The sequence below is a fragment of the Parashewanella sp. 2210YD4-3 genome (genome assembly GCF_056591735.1).
In genome coordinates this window covers 136,180-152,035 of the sequence record NZ_JBWQOG010000012.1, presented here as the reverse complement: position 1 = coordinate 152,035, position 15,856 = coordinate 136,180, and the positions used below count along the sequence as shown (strand labels likewise).

General features: G+C 41.1%; 13 protein-coding genes. 1 reads left to right on the top strand and 12 read right to left on the bottom strand.

The window, feature by feature from the left end:
• Positions 1–514 precede the first annotated feature (514 nt).
• Entirely contained in the window at positions 515–1,021 is a 507-nt protein-coding gene (gene rfaH, locus AC1EU0_RS16490) for a transcription/translation regulatory transformer protein RfaH (RefSeq protein ID WP_480303656.1), read from the bottom strand.
• A gap of 516 nt (positions 1,022–1,537) precedes the next feature.
• Here rfaH and AC1EU0_RS16485 point away from each other — a divergent pair.
• Positions 1,538–3,010 (top strand): peptide MFS transporter, encoded by a 1,473-nt coding sequence (locus tag AC1EU0_RS16485; RefSeq protein WP_480303655.1) that lies wholly within the window; start codon positions 1,538–1,540, stop codon positions 3,008–3,010.
• 202 nt (positions 3,011–3,212) lie between these two features.
• On the opposite strand, the gene AC1EU0_RS16480 is transcribed toward AC1EU0_RS16485, so the two are convergent.
• The 11 genes from AC1EU0_RS16480 to ribF form a co-directional block, all read right to left on the bottom strand.
• On the bottom strand, positions 3,213–3,503 hold the full coding sequence (locus AC1EU0_RS16480) for a TapY2 family type IVa secretion system protein (RefSeq protein ID WP_480303654.1): 291 nt from the start codon (positions 3,501–3,503) through the stop codon (positions 3,213–3,215).
• On the bottom strand, positions 3,500–3,898 hold the full coding sequence (locus AC1EU0_RS16475; protein ID WP_480303653.1) for a type IV pilin protein: 399 nt from the start codon (positions 3,896–3,898) through the stop codon (positions 3,500–3,502). The genes AC1EU0_RS16480 and AC1EU0_RS16475 overlap by 4 nt, the downstream gene beginning before the upstream one ends.
• Positions 3,899–3,941: 43 nt before the next feature.
• Positions 3,942–7,412 (bottom strand): PilC/PilY family type IV pilus protein, encoded by a 3,471-nt coding sequence (locus tag AC1EU0_RS16470; protein ID WP_480303652.1) that lies wholly within the window; start codon positions 7,410–7,412, stop codon positions 3,942–3,944.
• A gap of 2 nt (positions 7,413–7,414) precedes the next feature.
• Positions 7,415–7,870 (bottom strand): pilus assembly PilX family protein, encoded by a 456-nt coding sequence (locus AC1EU0_RS16465; RefSeq protein WP_480303651.1) that lies wholly within the window; start codon positions 7,868–7,870, stop codon positions 7,415–7,417.
• 11 nt (positions 7,871–7,881) lie between these two features.
• Positions 7,882–8,916, bottom strand: coding sequence for a PilW family protein (locus AC1EU0_RS16460; protein ID WP_480303650.1), 1,035 nt, complete (start codon positions 8,914–8,916; stop codon positions 7,882–7,884).
• The gene (gene pilV, locus AC1EU0_RS16455; RefSeq protein ID WP_480303649.1) at positions 8,913–9,446 is read right to left on the bottom strand and encodes a type IV pilus modification protein PilV; all 534 of its coding nucleotides are present in this window, start codon (positions 9,444–9,446) and stop codon (positions 8,913–8,915) included. The genes AC1EU0_RS16460 and pilV overlap by 4 nt, the downstream gene beginning before the upstream one ends.
• A gap of 335 nt (positions 9,447–9,781) precedes the next feature.
• Positions 9,782–10,711 (bottom strand): 4-hydroxy-3-methylbut-2-enyl diphosphate reductase, encoded by a 930-nt coding sequence (ispH, locus tag AC1EU0_RS16450; protein WP_480303662.1) that lies wholly within the window; start codon positions 10,709–10,711, stop codon positions 9,782–9,784.
• 298 nt (positions 10,712–11,009) lie between these two features.
• On the bottom strand, positions 11,010–11,435 hold the full coding sequence (gene fkpB, locus AC1EU0_RS16445; RefSeq protein ID WP_480303661.1) for an FKBP-type peptidyl-prolyl cis-trans isomerase: 426 nt from the start codon (positions 11,433–11,435) through the stop codon (positions 11,010–11,012).
• Between the two features lie 9 nt (positions 11,436–11,444).
• Complete coding sequence (gene lspA / locus AC1EU0_RS16440; protein ID WP_133406227.1) at positions 11,445–11,942, bottom strand: signal peptidase II; 498 nt, start codon at positions 11,940–11,942, stop codon at positions 11,445–11,447.
• A 112-nt stretch (positions 11,943–12,054) separates the two neighbouring features.
• Complete coding sequence (gene ileS, locus AC1EU0_RS16435) at positions 12,055–14,877, bottom strand: isoleucine--tRNA ligase (RefSeq protein WP_480303660.1); 2,823 nt, start codon at positions 14,875–14,877, stop codon at positions 12,055–12,057.
• Between the two features lie 28 nt (positions 14,878–14,905).
• Positions 14,906–15,841, bottom strand: coding sequence for a bifunctional riboflavin kinase/FAD synthetase (gene ribF, locus AC1EU0_RS16430; RefSeq protein WP_480303648.1), 936 nt, complete (start codon positions 15,839–15,841; stop codon positions 14,906–14,908).
• Positions 15,842–15,856: the final 15 nt, after the last annotated feature.

Below are 15,856 nucleotides of genomic sequence, written 5' to 3'. Positions count from 1 at the left end.
ATGCCAGAGGCGCTTCGGCGGTAGCTAAAAGAGTGAAACTTTTAATTCACATCTTCTAAACAAACACAGCCAAAATAGCCATGCTTCGCATGCCGCACACTACCGACCCGCGTGGCGCGCCAGAGGCGCTTCGGCGGTAGCTAAAAGAGTGAAACTTTTCACTCTTTTGCCGACATACACAACTGCCGTTACTTCGTTTACCTGTAGGAATCTAAGAAGACACTTTTCAAGTGTCGCACACTACCGACCCGCGTGGCGCGCCAGTGGCGCTTCGGCGGTAGCTAAAAGAGTGAAACTTTTCACTCTTTTGCCCTTCGGGCACGCTACCGCCCATAGGTTTCGGCTCCCAACTTGCCATCTACTTGCTAACTAATTGTTTTTCTTAAACTAAGAATACTCATGTATATTTTCATCGCGAATACACATGAGTATGCTTAGTTAATTTTCAAATTTAAGCGTGAGATTCTATCAAACTTAGATCTTCACGTCTCTGAAATGCACCACAAAATCCAGTTTATACTGAAACTTTTTCTACTGACGCAGTAGATACCTCTACTTTTTTCTGTTGCCCTAAAATTTTAAGTAAAACAAAGCAACGTTTTTCGCCTGATTGTTCTTCAAATACACCTTCAATTTGAGAGAAAGCGCCTTCATTTAGAATGATTTTATCTCCCTTTTTGAATACATCGTCTTCCAAGGGTTGATTGTTTAATTTGGCAACTTTTACTTTTATTACATCAATCAAATGGGGATCGATAGGAGACATATCATAGCTACAATCTACGATTTGGCTAACACCACGAGTCGAATGAATACTTCTTACTGAGGTTACACTTGGGTCAAAATAAATGAAAATGTAATTTGGAAAAAGCGGGGAATGAACCACATCCTTACTTCCTGAACGGTTCTTTTTAGTTTCTAAGTGCATAGGCAGATAAGTTTCTATCCCTTGCATTTCAAGATTATGTTTTGCCCGCATTTCACTTTTGGGCTTACAGTAAACTAAATACCAACCTTTCATTTGGTTTATTCCTATCTCGATGTTTCTGCGACATCCTCTATCACGGCAAGCGATACTACAAACAATTCGCTTTGATTAAAAGTAGTTTTGCCATTTTTTTGGAAGCATGACAAACAACCGATTAAAAAATGATTCAAATAGATTGTGTACTCTACAATAGCTGACCGTAATGCCTTTTGATCCTGTTTAAAATTTACTTATTTATCTCAATTTATAGCCAACTTCCCTCTGTTCTGTTTTCTCCACGAAAAACCAAGGTCTACTACTTTTAAAACCGTATTTAAATTCCTATCTTGTTAGACTATTTTCGGTAGCAAGATTAACCCCTTTTAATGCTTCATTTATATCCATTTCTGTGACCTGAATACAGGTATATAGTTCCCTCAAGTGCGCCCGTCGTTTGACTTTGATGCTTTATAAAAGGTATATATAGCACGGATAATTCATAAAAATTAAAATTGGTTCATCTTGCAATTTGCTGATGACCGAAAAATTCTTTTATAGGTGGGATAAATAATGAGTGTTACTAAACCTCAGGGAACGATTATGGGACACCCAAAAGGGCTGTTTCTATTGTTCACCACTGAGCTGTGGGAACGGTTCAGTTACTACGCGATGCGTGCAATTTTGGTACTTTATCTTGTTGATAAAGTAAAATCAGAGGGTGGTCATGGCCTTGGCTGGACTCAAGCTGATGCAATTTCTTTATATGGTACATTTACGGGTCTTGTTTACCTAACACCACTTATCGGTGGTTGGATTGCCGATAACTTCCTTGGTCAGCGTAAAACCATCATGATTGGTGGTGCGTTGATGGCACTTGGTCAATTTACTTTGGCGTTACCACATTCGTGGCTTCCAGGTATGGAAACTGAGGTTTTCTATCTTGGTTTATTTACCTTGATCATCGGTAACGGTCTATTTAAGCCAAACATTTCTACCATGGTTGGTGACTTATATGAAGAAGGTGATCACCGCCGTGATGGTGCATTTACTATCTTCTATATGGGTATCAACGTTGGTGCATTCTTATCAGGTATTGTTGTAGGCTCAGTTGTTGCTTACTATGACGGTAACTATCAAGTAGGATTTTTAGCTGCTGGTATTGGTATGGTACTTTCTCTTATCATCCAAATGGTATTTGCACAAAAACTACTTGGTAACATTGGTACCGTTCCAGCTGCAAAACTAGAAAAAGAGCGAAATGAAGCCGCCGGCCAAGTTCGTAAAGAACCTCTTACGAAGATTGAGCGTGACCGCATTAAAGTGATCATGGTAATGGGTCTGTTCACTATCGTATTCTGGGCAGGTTTCGAGCAAGCTGGTGGCTTGATGAACTTGTTTACCAACGACTTTACTGACCGTATGATTGGCAGCTGGGAAGTTCCTACAACTTGGTTCCAATCTTTAAACGCGATGTTCATCGTTATATTTGCTCCGGTAATTGCCTCTATCTGGGTACGCATGGGCAAGAGTGAACCAAACTCTCCTGTTAAATTCGCTATGGGTCTATTCTTCTTAGCTGTCGGCTTCCTATTTATGATGGGTGCTGTTGTTGAGATGGGTGGTGACCCAACCGTTAAGTCTTCCATGTGGTGGCTTGTTGGTGCGTACTTCTTCCATACGATTGGTGAACTTTGCCTTTCTCCAATTGGTCTTTCAATGGTGACTAAACTTGCTCCTCTGCGTTTAGCTTCTTTGATGATGGGTGCTTGGTTCCTATTTATCGCTATGGCTAATAAGATTGGTGGTGTTGTAGGTTCATTCATTGGCCACGCTGGCGCTAAAGAAGAGCAACTTGCAAACGCGATGTCTATCTTCGCCGGTATTGCTATTACAGCTGTTACAGCTGCCATCTTGCTTTATTTTATGGCTGATAAGCTAGTTGATTGGATGCATGGCGCAGAAGATTCTCACGATCATACTTTAGAAAAAGCGGTTGAAGAAGAGATGGCTGTAACTGCTGAACATGAAGCTATGAAGCATTAATGAATTAATTTTAGTTCTTTTTGTTTAAAGCCACTGATTGATGTCAGTGGCTTTTTCTTGTTTGGTGAAAGTCTCTGGATACCTGCCTGCGCAGGTATGACGATAATTAAGTAACAGTATCTTAGTAAGTTATCAAAGAGGTTGGTACTTGGCTGAGTTTGATGGGTATTTAGATAATTCGAGACAACCTAACACTCAAAGCTTATCTTACTAATTGTTTATCTAGCTTTTGAGCGTTAGAGTTCCTGAACTTTTCTGATTCTTTTACACATTCAATAACATCTTTTACATAGATACCTTTAATTCCATCAATAGTCAGCTTTTTTGCTGGTAAATTGGCTAAGCGTTTGGAGGCATCTCCAGTTTTAAAGCTAAACAAAACGAGCTGCTTACCATGTGTCGTATCTAAATAACACTTGTAATCGGTATAACCGGTAGCATGGACCGATGAGCTGATTAAGATGACTGATGCTATCAATAATAATTTTTTCATTTCCAGCACTCCTCTGGCGCTCTTTCACCGGTTGATTTTAGTGTGATGCTCTTACATTTCGGATCTCTGCTTACTTGACTCCCTTGAGCCGTTGCCGTCAATGTATAACTGCCTCCACCTGTTGGTATGGTTGCATCAACTTTGTAGTACTTATTTTCAACAACGTATGGATCAGCATTTAACCCTAGCTTTTTCATATCTGGGGTGAAGCTACGATGGTCTAAATAATATTGCTCTTCTAAGTTAGCCACATGCACTAGCCCGGCTAATGCATCCCCTCTTGCAGCGGTTGCGATATACTGGACATATGAAGGGTACGCGATAGAGGATAAAATCCCGATGATCGCTACCGTTATCATTAACTCAATAAGAGTAAATCCTTTTATAATTCTCATAATTTATGCAAAGCCACTGAAACTAAGCCATTAATCTCCATGATTACTCTACAACATGGTAGTAAATGCGGCTGGCTTTAGGCCCTCCTCCGACACAACGATTATCGCCTTTAGCGCATCCATTTTTCTTGTCATCAATGAGTTCCATCTTTTCTCCAGCGGAGCCGATACCAATCAAGTACATATAACTTTGCTTATCGCCATTTGGTGGTACAACCAACTGTGGTGTGTCAGGTACCCTTTGGCTCATTTCATAATATTCTGATTTATAGGCCCTTGCCCCACGATGAAGGTCAAATCCATATAAACGACCAACACCGCCTACCAAGCATTGATTCGATGAACTATCCCCTGGTACAAAAGAAGTGAAAAAAACCTTACCGTTAACGATACTTGCGGCTGACAAACTTTTTTCGCCATTTCCTTTAAAATCGTAATACCAACCTCTTTTGGCACTAAATAATAAGTTTGTTGCATCGTTATTAGTAGGCGCTGTTGTTACATCGAATAGATCATTAAGCATTAATGCATCTGGAACTTTGTTGTCATCTGTAGAACCATCGAAAGATTTAGTGTTGATATTCCTATCTTGTAAGGTAAAAAACATATCACTTCTTGACGTATCTAATGGACTCGGCCTACTACCAGAACCAACAACCACCGCATCATAAGGTACGTCCATCTTTATTATTTGCTTATCAGTTTTACCTTCAACATCTACTTCTTCTACATTGGTTATGACAGTCTGCGCCACTGTTGGGGCTGAGAAAAAACGTATATCTGTTGATTGTAGGCTTCCACCTAAATCCGCAAATTTAAATGCCGTCCATTTTGAGGTGTCCGATGAAGGCATATCCATTCGCCATACATTACCACCAGTATCGGTCGCATATAGGCGATCGGTTAATCCATCACCATCACTATCCAAGACGGCAACTGAATTAGGGATACTGTCGGTAATCCCCGGAATTAACGTTTGTTTTGAGCCTGACGCACCATGACCAAAATAATGTACTAATGCCCCAGTTTCAGCGTCTACAATGAATACCCCGCGGCCTTTAGTATCGTTTTGCCCTACGCCAGTACCATCTTTAGTTGCTGGAGCATAACCAGCACCAAAGATAAGCACAGGTTTAGCATCGCTCCCGCTGCCCCCATGACCTGGAACACGAGTGACTACCGGCTGAGACCACGTTTGGCCAAGTTCATTCACACCTAACGTACTTGAGTCCATTTTCCATAAAAACTTCGGTGAGTCAGGGCTTGTTATATCAAGTGCATAGTAAGCACCTCCACCTCGCCTCATACCAACAAATACCCACGCTTTTTGAATTCCTGTGGCAGAACGTTGGATATAAGCGACAGGAGAGCTGTCAATTCCATATACCGAGTGAACCCCTGTAGGTACATTAGCTCTTAACTCTGGTAAGTTAGGAAGTAATTCATAAGGTAGAAATGCCCAAGATTCTTGAACTTCAGTGCCTGAATCTTTGAACATATGCAACATACCGTGATTGGTACCCATTAAAATTCGTATATTGTCAGCACCAGTACTTGAACCAAAATCGATGGCTAGCGGCTTGGAATGCAGCGGATCGCCTAAAATATCTATTCGATTATCAGTTGTACTGCCATCACCATCTTCATCATCCACATCTTTGCCTTTAGCCCATTGGAGAATATTATCAATTTGGCTTTCAGCCACTCCAATGTGAGTAGCTAATTGACTTGAACTTCCAGCTTTTGATTCTGCGTTTGATTTAGTGAGTGGCTTTAATCCGGCTTGAAGATTACTGTATATGTTTCTGGATGAGGTACCTTGAAGCATTTGTAATATCCCGCCTGCTGATACTTCATTACCATCTGCGCCATCACCGCAATCGGTCCAAAATGAGCAAGATGTTGCGTCGATATTACCATCAGCTCCTATCGCATTTTTGCCTTTACTGTCCTTAACAACTCCGTTGCCGCTTACCTTGAACTTTTTTAAATTACCTAGCCAGCGAGCGCCTTTTTTGGGTGAAAACATCGCGTAATAGACAGAATCGTGAGTTTGCGTTCTATCAAAGTTGTTACTGGCAATAGATGGGGAGGTAAAACTTGAACTACTGGTTAGAATTTCGTTTACTGTCTGGCGTAAAGCTTCTTGTAGTTGCACGCTGTCCAAGGCTGAGAAATATTGTCCGTTCCCTCGTTGAGCAGTAGCACTCAAGACTGGTGCAGCACTATGTGCACCTGAACTAAATCCAATCGTGAACGTTCGTACTGTTTGTGTACCTTGAACGCTAGTGTTTACGTCATTAGCACTCATCCAGCCTGCTAGAGCGGGCATATAATTTTCTTGAACTTTGTCCGTTTCTGTTGCACCTGTTAAAGCAATAACATCTGCATTTGCGTGAACATCATAAGTTGGAGCGCCATCAGTGATCACAATGATCGCAGACGAGCCACCACAAGCGGAGTCAGCGAATGGTGATTTATACTTTCCACCCTCCTCTATACTTTCATCTCGTGCCGGTAATAAAAAAGGTCTCGAGGTATGTGGATTGGTGTTCTGCAACCCATAAACGACTTCTTTTCCAGCAAGATATCTATAGGCTTCTAATAAACTTTCACATAATGGTGTACCTCCATCAGCGCTTAAATCAGCAACGAGGCTTAGTAGCTTATCTTTTGTTGAATCTGTGTTTGTATCAATTCCTTGTACAATCCTACTTCCATGTTGCGGTGGCGTTATAAAGTCAAAGTTGTGATTGAATGCCGCTATACCAAAATCCACAGCAGGCGTTGTCACTATCGTGTCTTCAATAACTCTTTTTGCGATATTCATCCGAGAGATATACTGAAAACTGGGTGAGCTCTCATGATACCAATTCACATAGTTTTCAGTATATAAAGTTACTGGCTTGCCGATACCAAACTCTGTGAGTTTTGAACGTTCAATAGCTGTATTTAATTCTGCATCAGTCGGTGTGTCGCTTACAAAATGATATTTTATTGGCGCATCAATAGTACCTTCACCGTCAACAGGAAAACCATTTGAAAGCCCACCATTGCCTGAGTTTTTGTTATCAATATCTTCAAAGCAGTCGATGATTTCAATGTCTGAACCTGCACCATTAGGCATCTCTTCCCAGCTACCGATATTTGAAGATCTTTTATATTCTCTAAAATATCCTGTATACAGACCATATTGATTGAGATAGCTCTCAGATGTTGCACATGAGTTAATTGAATGCGTAATGAATTTATTGCTACCTACAGTCGGCACACTGCCATCTGTAGAGAAATAAAGTTTAGTTGAGCCTGATACTGAGTCTGACCTTGGGTAAAAAGACCTTGTATATTGCTGGCTGCGCATACTACCAGAGGTATCGAATATGACTAAAACCTTTGGTCGAGCTCCCGATCTTGCACTCGATTCAGCGATATATAATTCTGTATCATCAGCAAAACTTACTGCTGAAATACAAGAAACGGCGATGCTTGCTCCAAGTAGAATTTTTTTATACATAATCAACTCCCTGTTAGCACTTCTTGCCTAATTCCAGATACGATAACTAATCGACCGAGTTTATCTCTTCCGTATTTCGATTCAGAACTAATTTCTACTCTACGGCAACTAATATTATTGTTCGAACTAGCATTTCTTTGTCGACCACAACCTACATCTAGTTTTTCGAGAGGTGTGGCTGTTACTTTTATAGTAGGACCTGTAGTGCTGGTAGGTAACCCTGGTACTGTTATTATCTTCTCTGCAGCTAAATCGGTTAATTCTTTTTTTCCACTGTAAGTCGTAATTACTAACTCTTGTGCACCCTGAGTCAGGCTTAATGCTTCCATTCGGTCTGTTCCTGCCCCAGCCATCCTTAAAGACTGAGTTGAATTCATAGCTAACGATACGCCAATAATGGTCATCAATAACAACACTATCATTGCAAAAAATAAAACCACGCCTTTTTGCTTATTCATAATGAATGTCCTTATTCTGAATTTCTGTTAACCATAAGGTTATCCAGAGAAATTGTTGTCATCACCACCTTACGCCGATAATGATCGTTCAAGGCATTTATTTTTTTATCACCCAACTGATACTCAACATTGTTGGTATAACTTGGATCTTCATCTATTGAGCGTACTAGTAAATGAACTTGCAAAGCGATAATCCGATCATCACCGGCACCACTCCACATTAAGTCGGTGACGTTAGCGGCGGGCAAAAATAAATCGGCATTATTATCAAAGTCGGTATCAATACCATACAATATCCGCATATTTTCGATTCCTTGCACCAGCTGTTGATCACCGCCACCATTTCCATTCATATTAAATCCAACAAGCCTGCGACGATGCAGAGTTGGAATATCGTCGTTTTCTTTGATGAAATAAATATGATGAGCAAATTCCCAGAACCTCAATGTAGGATCGTCCGGTCTATCTGCATCTTGATCACCTTTGAAAAAAATCGCTTCGTTTGAATTTGTTGCTAGGTAATAACGGTTATCAATATTTGTATTAATACGTTCTAGATCAGGCCCCAAAACTCTCTTTATTTGCAATACATCGGTGTTTTTAACTACTGGGTTGCCTGTTGCCTGTAAGCACCTGAATGACTCTGAGCCAACTCCATCCTCATAGCCCCAAATGAGTCGAAAAGGTGATGGATTGTCAATGGGTAAACTCGCATTATTTGAACCAGCACCGATACAGTCATTATTCTTATTCAAAGCATTCGCAAGAACTTGAGTATTCGATTTCGCGACCAAACGCTCACCAGTCATGTCCCCCATAAATGCGGTTTGACTGAGGTCTTTTTCCATCAATGTTAGCGCAATACGGCCGTTTTCTTGTAAGCCGTTAAAGTGTGAAGTGGTAGTAACGTTGGTAGATGACATGCGAAACATGGTAAATAGTCCAAGCGTGAGGAAGAGGCTAATCACCATAGCAACCATCAGCTCAACCAAAGAAAAGCCTACTTGAGCATTTATTGAGCGACCTTTCTCAGAACTATAACTCATACACTACTCCTGATATAGGTTGTCACCTTATATTGACGACGTTTATCTCCCGCCTTACCGCATTTGCTTCCTGCTGCCCCATCACTGGTTGGTCGAATGCCTTTCCATGAAATAACGATATCAACCTTTTCATCGTTCACGTCAATGCAAGCTGTAGGTGTATCCAAACCTCCTACTGGAGTTTTATCATCCATCTCATTTTGCCCCATTAACGATTTTCGCCAATGATATAAATTCGATATCCGCATTTCTTCGGCGGAGCATGGAGCCGTGTCATCATTACACAGTTTCGCAGCAGTGGCTGGCACACTTGAGTATGTGCCTTTGTAACCATCTAATTGTGATGAATTAGATTTCATGCGGTTAATAATGTCGTGAGCTAGATATGCAGCTTGTGTTTGCTGGAAGGATTCAAAACTGCCCTGTTTGGAGATGAGATGAAGATTAAAGACGCCAATAAGCCCTATCACCAGAATAACCAGTGATATTAGAACTTCGATAAGTGAAAGTCCTTTTTCTTTGCACTTCATTTGCGTCAAATCTCCATAAATAGTCATTTTATTGACATCAATCTCATGATTTTATTCAATAAAAACCGTTAGTTATTGAGTTCTAGGGCCTCGATTTTAGGCCATATATATCATAATTGCTACATATTATATCTTTGGCACCGATTAGCCGTGTCACAAATTTTACAACGGCTTTATATGCCAGAGCACGCTTAGCGATTTGATCGACATTATACCTACTTAACAACATTGTTAAATACAAGAGGAAATAAAAGTGATATATATGTTAAAAATGAATTATCAACGAAAAAAGCCTGCTAAATGTTGCAGGCTTTTTCTTTAAAGGTAATCGATGATTAACGCAATTCTGCCGGAACCGCAAACACGGTATCTTCTTCTCGGCCTACGATTTCTGAAATCGAATTAGGCGCAAAATAGCTTATTGCATCAACGACTTGCTGAACTAAAACTTCCGGAGCTGATGCACCTGCGGTTACGGCCACTTTAGTTACATTTTGAAACCATTCTGCTTTAACGTCTTTTGGATCATCAACCAAATAAGCTTCGGTTCCAGTTTTTTCTGCTAACTCTCGTAAGCGATTAGAGTTAGAGCTATTCTTGGAACCAACAACTACCATAAGATCTGCATTAGGTGATAAGTGTCTCACTGCATCTTGACGGTTTTGAGTTGCGTAGCAAATATCATCTTTACGAGGGCCCTCGATTGAAGGGTATTTTGCTTTTAGAGCTTCAATGATATCAATGGTTTCATCTACTGACAGGGTTGTTTGGGTAACAAAGCATAATTCGTCTGGGCGTTTAACTTGCATTTTGGCAACGTCTTCCACCGACTCAACTAGATACACGCCACCTTCATCATTACTGTATTGCCCCATAGTCCCTTCAACTTCTGGGTGACCAGCATGACCGATAAGAATGCATTCAATGCCTTTACGGCTTGCTCTTGTTACTTGTAAATGGACTTTAGTTACCAGCGGACAAGTGGCATCAAACACTTTTAAACCACGACGCTTAGCTTCGCCTCGAACGGCTTGTGAAACACCATGGGCACTGAAAATCACAATACAATCGTCTGGCACTTGATCAAGCTCTTCAACAAAAATTGCACCTCGACTCTTAAGGTCTTCTACGACATATCTGTTGTGCACCACTTCGTGACGAACATAAATCGGTGGTTCAAATAACTCTAATGCACGTTCAACAATACTGATGGCTCTGTCTACGCCAGCACAAAAACCACGAGGATTAGCCAACATAATTTGCACATCACCGGAGTCTTCTATTTGTTGGATATCTATTTTTTTAGCCTGTTCACTTGCTGTTGGCATATTGTTACCTGAATAAAATTCTAAAAATATCTAGATCAATGAGGCTTATTCTAAACAAATTATTACCGTTTGTTAGGTAATTTTTAATTAACCTTCATTTGAAGCTCGTTCAGATTTTTCTGAGCTTTGTTTAAAAGCTGAATTTGGATTAATGCGGAAAAACAGTTTAGAGGAGCAATATTGCTCCTTTTATCGCAACCTATATTCAATCGCGGATTAGCTCAAATAAATTGAGTTACAGAACTTCCATCACTTCAATATCAAAAGTGACTTTGTGCCCTGCTAACGGATGATTCAAATCGACAGTAACTGAATCACCAGCAACCTCACGAACCATACCAGGTATTTCACTGCCACCTGGGCCTGCGAAGCTAACGATAACCCCTTCTTCCAACGTCATATCTGCTGGAAAGCGAGTTTTATCCATGTAATGGATTGCATCAGGGTTTGACTCACCAAAGGCATCTTTAGCTTCCAGAGTAAATTGATGTTTATCACCCTGAGTCAATCCTGATAACTCTGCTTCAAATGCGGGACTAAGGCTATTATCACCTAAGTTTAAACGAGCAGGTTTACCTGAAGCTCTAGTGCTATCCGCAGTTGAGCCATCTTCTAATAAGATTTCCATATGACAAATGTAAGATGCTTGTGTCACTGGTATTCCCTCTTTTTATGATTTTTTCTCTGAATCGTTATTAACAAACGAGTCTAAAATAAGTAAGCCAGCTCCAATACAAATAGCAGAGTCAGCAATGTTAAATGCAGGGAAGTGGCTGGTTCCCCAATAAAAGTCTAAGAAGTCAACAACAAAACCGTGGATCAGACGATCAATCAAGTTTCCAATCGCGCCACCAATCACTAAGGTAAAGGCTAGGTTTAAACGCCATTGAGTCACCGCTTCTTTTCGAAGCCAGAATGTCAGTAGAACACTGATGCCTATTGCTATCGCAGAAAAAAACCAAACCTGCCAGCCGCTGGCATCATGCAAAAAACTGAACGCTGCGCCATAATTGCGAACATAAGTGAAATTGAATATTGGTAGCAGTTCGATGGATTCATAAAGCTTAAAGTTAGCAAGAACCCACTGCTTCGACAGCTGATCAAGAAGAATAACGACTGGCACAATCCAGTACCATTTCAGTCCACTTTGTTTCCAATCTGTTGGCATAAAATATTCCTTTTGTTTAGGTTCTAGGTAAAGAAAAAGCAAAAGCATCTATGCCTTTGCTTTTTCTTAGAGCTAGGATTTAGAACCTAGAGCCTACTATTTTCATACTAGCTTATGCGAACTTGCGTACTTCGCCTTCACCTTCAATGTTAGTCACACAGCGTTGACACAAACCTGGGTGCTGCTCAGTTTGTCCGATATCATCACTGAAATGCCAGCAACGCTCACATTTTGAGCCTGCACTTTTAGCAATGGATAATTTAAGTGATTCAAGCTCAGTTACCGTAGCATCAGCAGGAGCTTGAGCCAATGGAGAAACGGTTACCTTTGATGTCAGCAGCACGAATCGTAGCTCATCATCAATTTGTTTTAGTTGCTCGATTAATTCATCACTGGCAAATAACGTCACTTCAGCTTCTAGTGAACCACCAATCGTCTTATCACGACGTGCTTGCTCAAGTACGCGGTTCACTTCGTTACGAACCGTTAGCAACTGTTGCCAGTACTCGTCACTCAAATCGTTCTCTGTAACTACTGACTCAAGACCGTCATACCAATGCTGAGTGAATACATACTTATCACGCTCACCCGGTAGTAACTGCCAAATTTCATCAGCAGTGAAGCTTAGAATTGGTGCAATCCAACGAACGAGCGCTTCTGAAATTAAGTAAAGTGCCGATTGACAACTACGACGAGCATGACCTTCGGTTTTCGCTGTGTACTGGCGATCTTTAATAATATCTAAGTAGAAGCTACCTAATTCAACTGAGCAGAACTGCATCAGTTTTTGAGTCACTACATGGAAGTGATACTCGTCGTAAGCCGCAAGAATTTCTTCTTGCAGAGCGTGTGCACGACGAACAACCCAACGGTCTAGCGCTACCATATCTTTAACGTCAACCAAGTCAGTTTCAGGGTTGAAGCCACTTAAATTTGCCAGTAAGAAACGACCCGTATTACGAATACGACGGTACGCATCGGCACTGCGTTTTAAGATTTCATCAGAAACCGTCATTTCACCACTGTAGTCAGTCGCAGCAACCCAAAGACGCAGAATGTCTGCACCCAATTTACCAGTCACATGTTGAGGAGAAATCACGTTCCCGATAGACTTAGACATCTTTCGACCTTGTCCATCTACAGTGAAACCGTGTGTTAGTACTTGCTTATACGGTGCTTTACCATTCATCGCTGTTGAGATCATCAGTGATGACATAAACCAGCCACGGTGTTGGTCACTACCTTCAAGGTAAAGATCGACTTCAGCTCCGTTGAACTCTGGACGATTAGCTACAACAGATGAGAAAGTTGAACCAGAGTCATACCAAACATCTAACGTATCAGTGATCTTACGGTATTGGTCGGCTTCATCACCTAGAAGCTCTTGAGCTTCTAAATCAAACCAAGCTTGAATGCCTTGCTGTTCAACTTTATGAGCAACACGTTGCATCAAAGAAACGCTGTCTGGATGCAATTCGTCCGTTTCTTTATGAACAAATAACGCAATCGGAACACCCCAAGTACGTTGACGAGAGATACACCAGTCAGGACGGTTCTCTACCATCTTTTCAATACGGCTTTGTCCCCAATCTGGGATCCACTGCGTTTTTTCAATTTCATTAAGTGAAGTTGAACGCAAGCCATTGTTGTCCATTGACACGAACCACTGCGGTGTCGCACGGAAAATGATTGGTGTTTTATGGCGCCAGCAATGCGGGTAGCTGTGACGAATGCTTTCATGGTTAAGAAGTACTTGCTTCTCTTCCAATAATTCAACAATCGCTTTGTTTGCTTTAAATACATGCTGACCAGCAAAGATTTCGGTATCCGCTTTATAAACACCGTTATCGCCCACTGGGTTGGCAACTTCTAAGCCATATTGCTGACCTACCACGAAATCTTCTTGACCGTGACCCGGAGCGGTATGAACCACACCAGTACCTGCATCAGTGGTTACGTGATCACCTAAGATTGCAGGTACATCGTAATCATAAAATGGATGCGAGAAACGAACGTGTTCTAACTCAGCGCCTTTAACAGTACCAAGCACTTGATGACTTTCTGCACCAAAACGATTCATGCAGTCTTCAACTAGCACACCACCAAGCACTAATGCTTGAGTCGCGCCATCTTTAGTGAACTCAACTAAGGCATATTCTAAGTCAGCACTTAACGCTACAGCACGGTTCGCAGGTAAAGTCCAAGGCGTTGTTGTCCAAATAACTGTTGATACTGAATGGCTATAACCACTCACACCAAATTTGGCAGTAACAGCTTCTACATCGACAGCTTTAAACGCAACATCAATTGCTGGTGAATTTTTATCTTCATATTCAACTTCTGCTTCTGCAAGTGCAGAACCACAATCCGTACACCAATGAACCGGTTTCACACCTTTATGCAGGTGGCCGTTATCAATCACCTTAGAAAGCGAACGAATAATGTTGGCTTCAGTGCTGAAATCCATGGTTAGGTATGGGTTTTGCCAATCACCAAATACGCCTAGACGGATAAAGTCATCGCGCTGTCCGTCAACTTGTTTTGCTGCATATTTACGGCATTCTTCACGAAACTCAGCAACCGAAACTTTATGACCAGGCTTACCCACTTTTTGCTCAACTTTAAGCTCAATAGGTAGACCGTGACAGTCCCAACCTGGAATATAAGGTGCGTCAAAACCAGACAAGGTCTTAGATTTGATAATAATATCTTTTAGGATCTTATTAACTGAGTGACCAATATGAATATTGCCATTGGCATAAGGAGGGCCATCATGCAAAATGAATGGCTTACAGCCTTGGCGGCTTTCACGAATTGCTTGATAAAGTTTATCTTCATCCCAACGCTTTAACATTTCTGGCTCACGATTAGCCAAGTTTCCTCGCATTGGAAACGCCGTTTCAGGCAAATTCAATGTAGATTTATAGTCGCTCATTGATCCCATACCGTTAATATTACTGGATTTATCCAGCGTCATTACTGAACAAAGCTTTTGCTTCATTCGCATCATTCAAAATTTGTTTTTTCAAGCTTTCAAGCGACTCAAATGGTCGCTCATCTCGAATCTTTGCCACCAATTCAACTTCAATATATTGACCATAAAGGTCACCATCAAAATCAAATAAATGGACTTCTAATTGGCATTGTTGACCATTAACCGTTGGTCTGAAACCAACGTTAGCCACACCTTCATACACATCGCTGTCTTGCCAAAAACAGCGAACAGCAAATACGCCTCGCACAGGAACAACATTGCGCTTTAATGCAATATTTGCCGTTGGAAAACCAATGGTTCTACCTAATTTTTGACCGTGTGCAACACGACCACTAATCAAATACGGATGCCCAAGCATACGTCTTGCTGATTCAAAATTACCCTGAGATAGAGTTTCTCGAATGGCTGTGGAGCTAACACGAAGATGACCAAGCATAAAACTTTCGGTACTGACCACAGCAAAGCCATATTTTTCACCCGCTTCACACAGCATTTTGAAGTTACCTTGGCGCTTAGCACCAAAGCAAAAATCATCACCTACAACCAAATATTTTATGCCTAACTTTTTCACTAAGAGTTCTTTGATGAAGTCTTCGGCTGGCATCTGAGCAAATTTTTGATTGAAGTTCACGCACAATACACGGTCAATGCCCAGTTCATCAAGGAGAATCACTTTATCTCTAAGCAAACTTAATCGAGCTGGCGCATTTTCACCTTTAAACAGCTCCTGAGGTTGAGGTTCAAAAGTCATCACTGTAGCAGGTAAACCAAAGTGTTCAGCTTTTTCTCGTAAGCTTTCTATAACCTTGGCATGCCCTCTGTGAACGCCATCAAAATTCCCAATTGTGAGTACACAACCGCGATGAGAAGGCAAAATATTGTGGATCCCGCGTATTAATTCCATTACTAAGCTGTTATT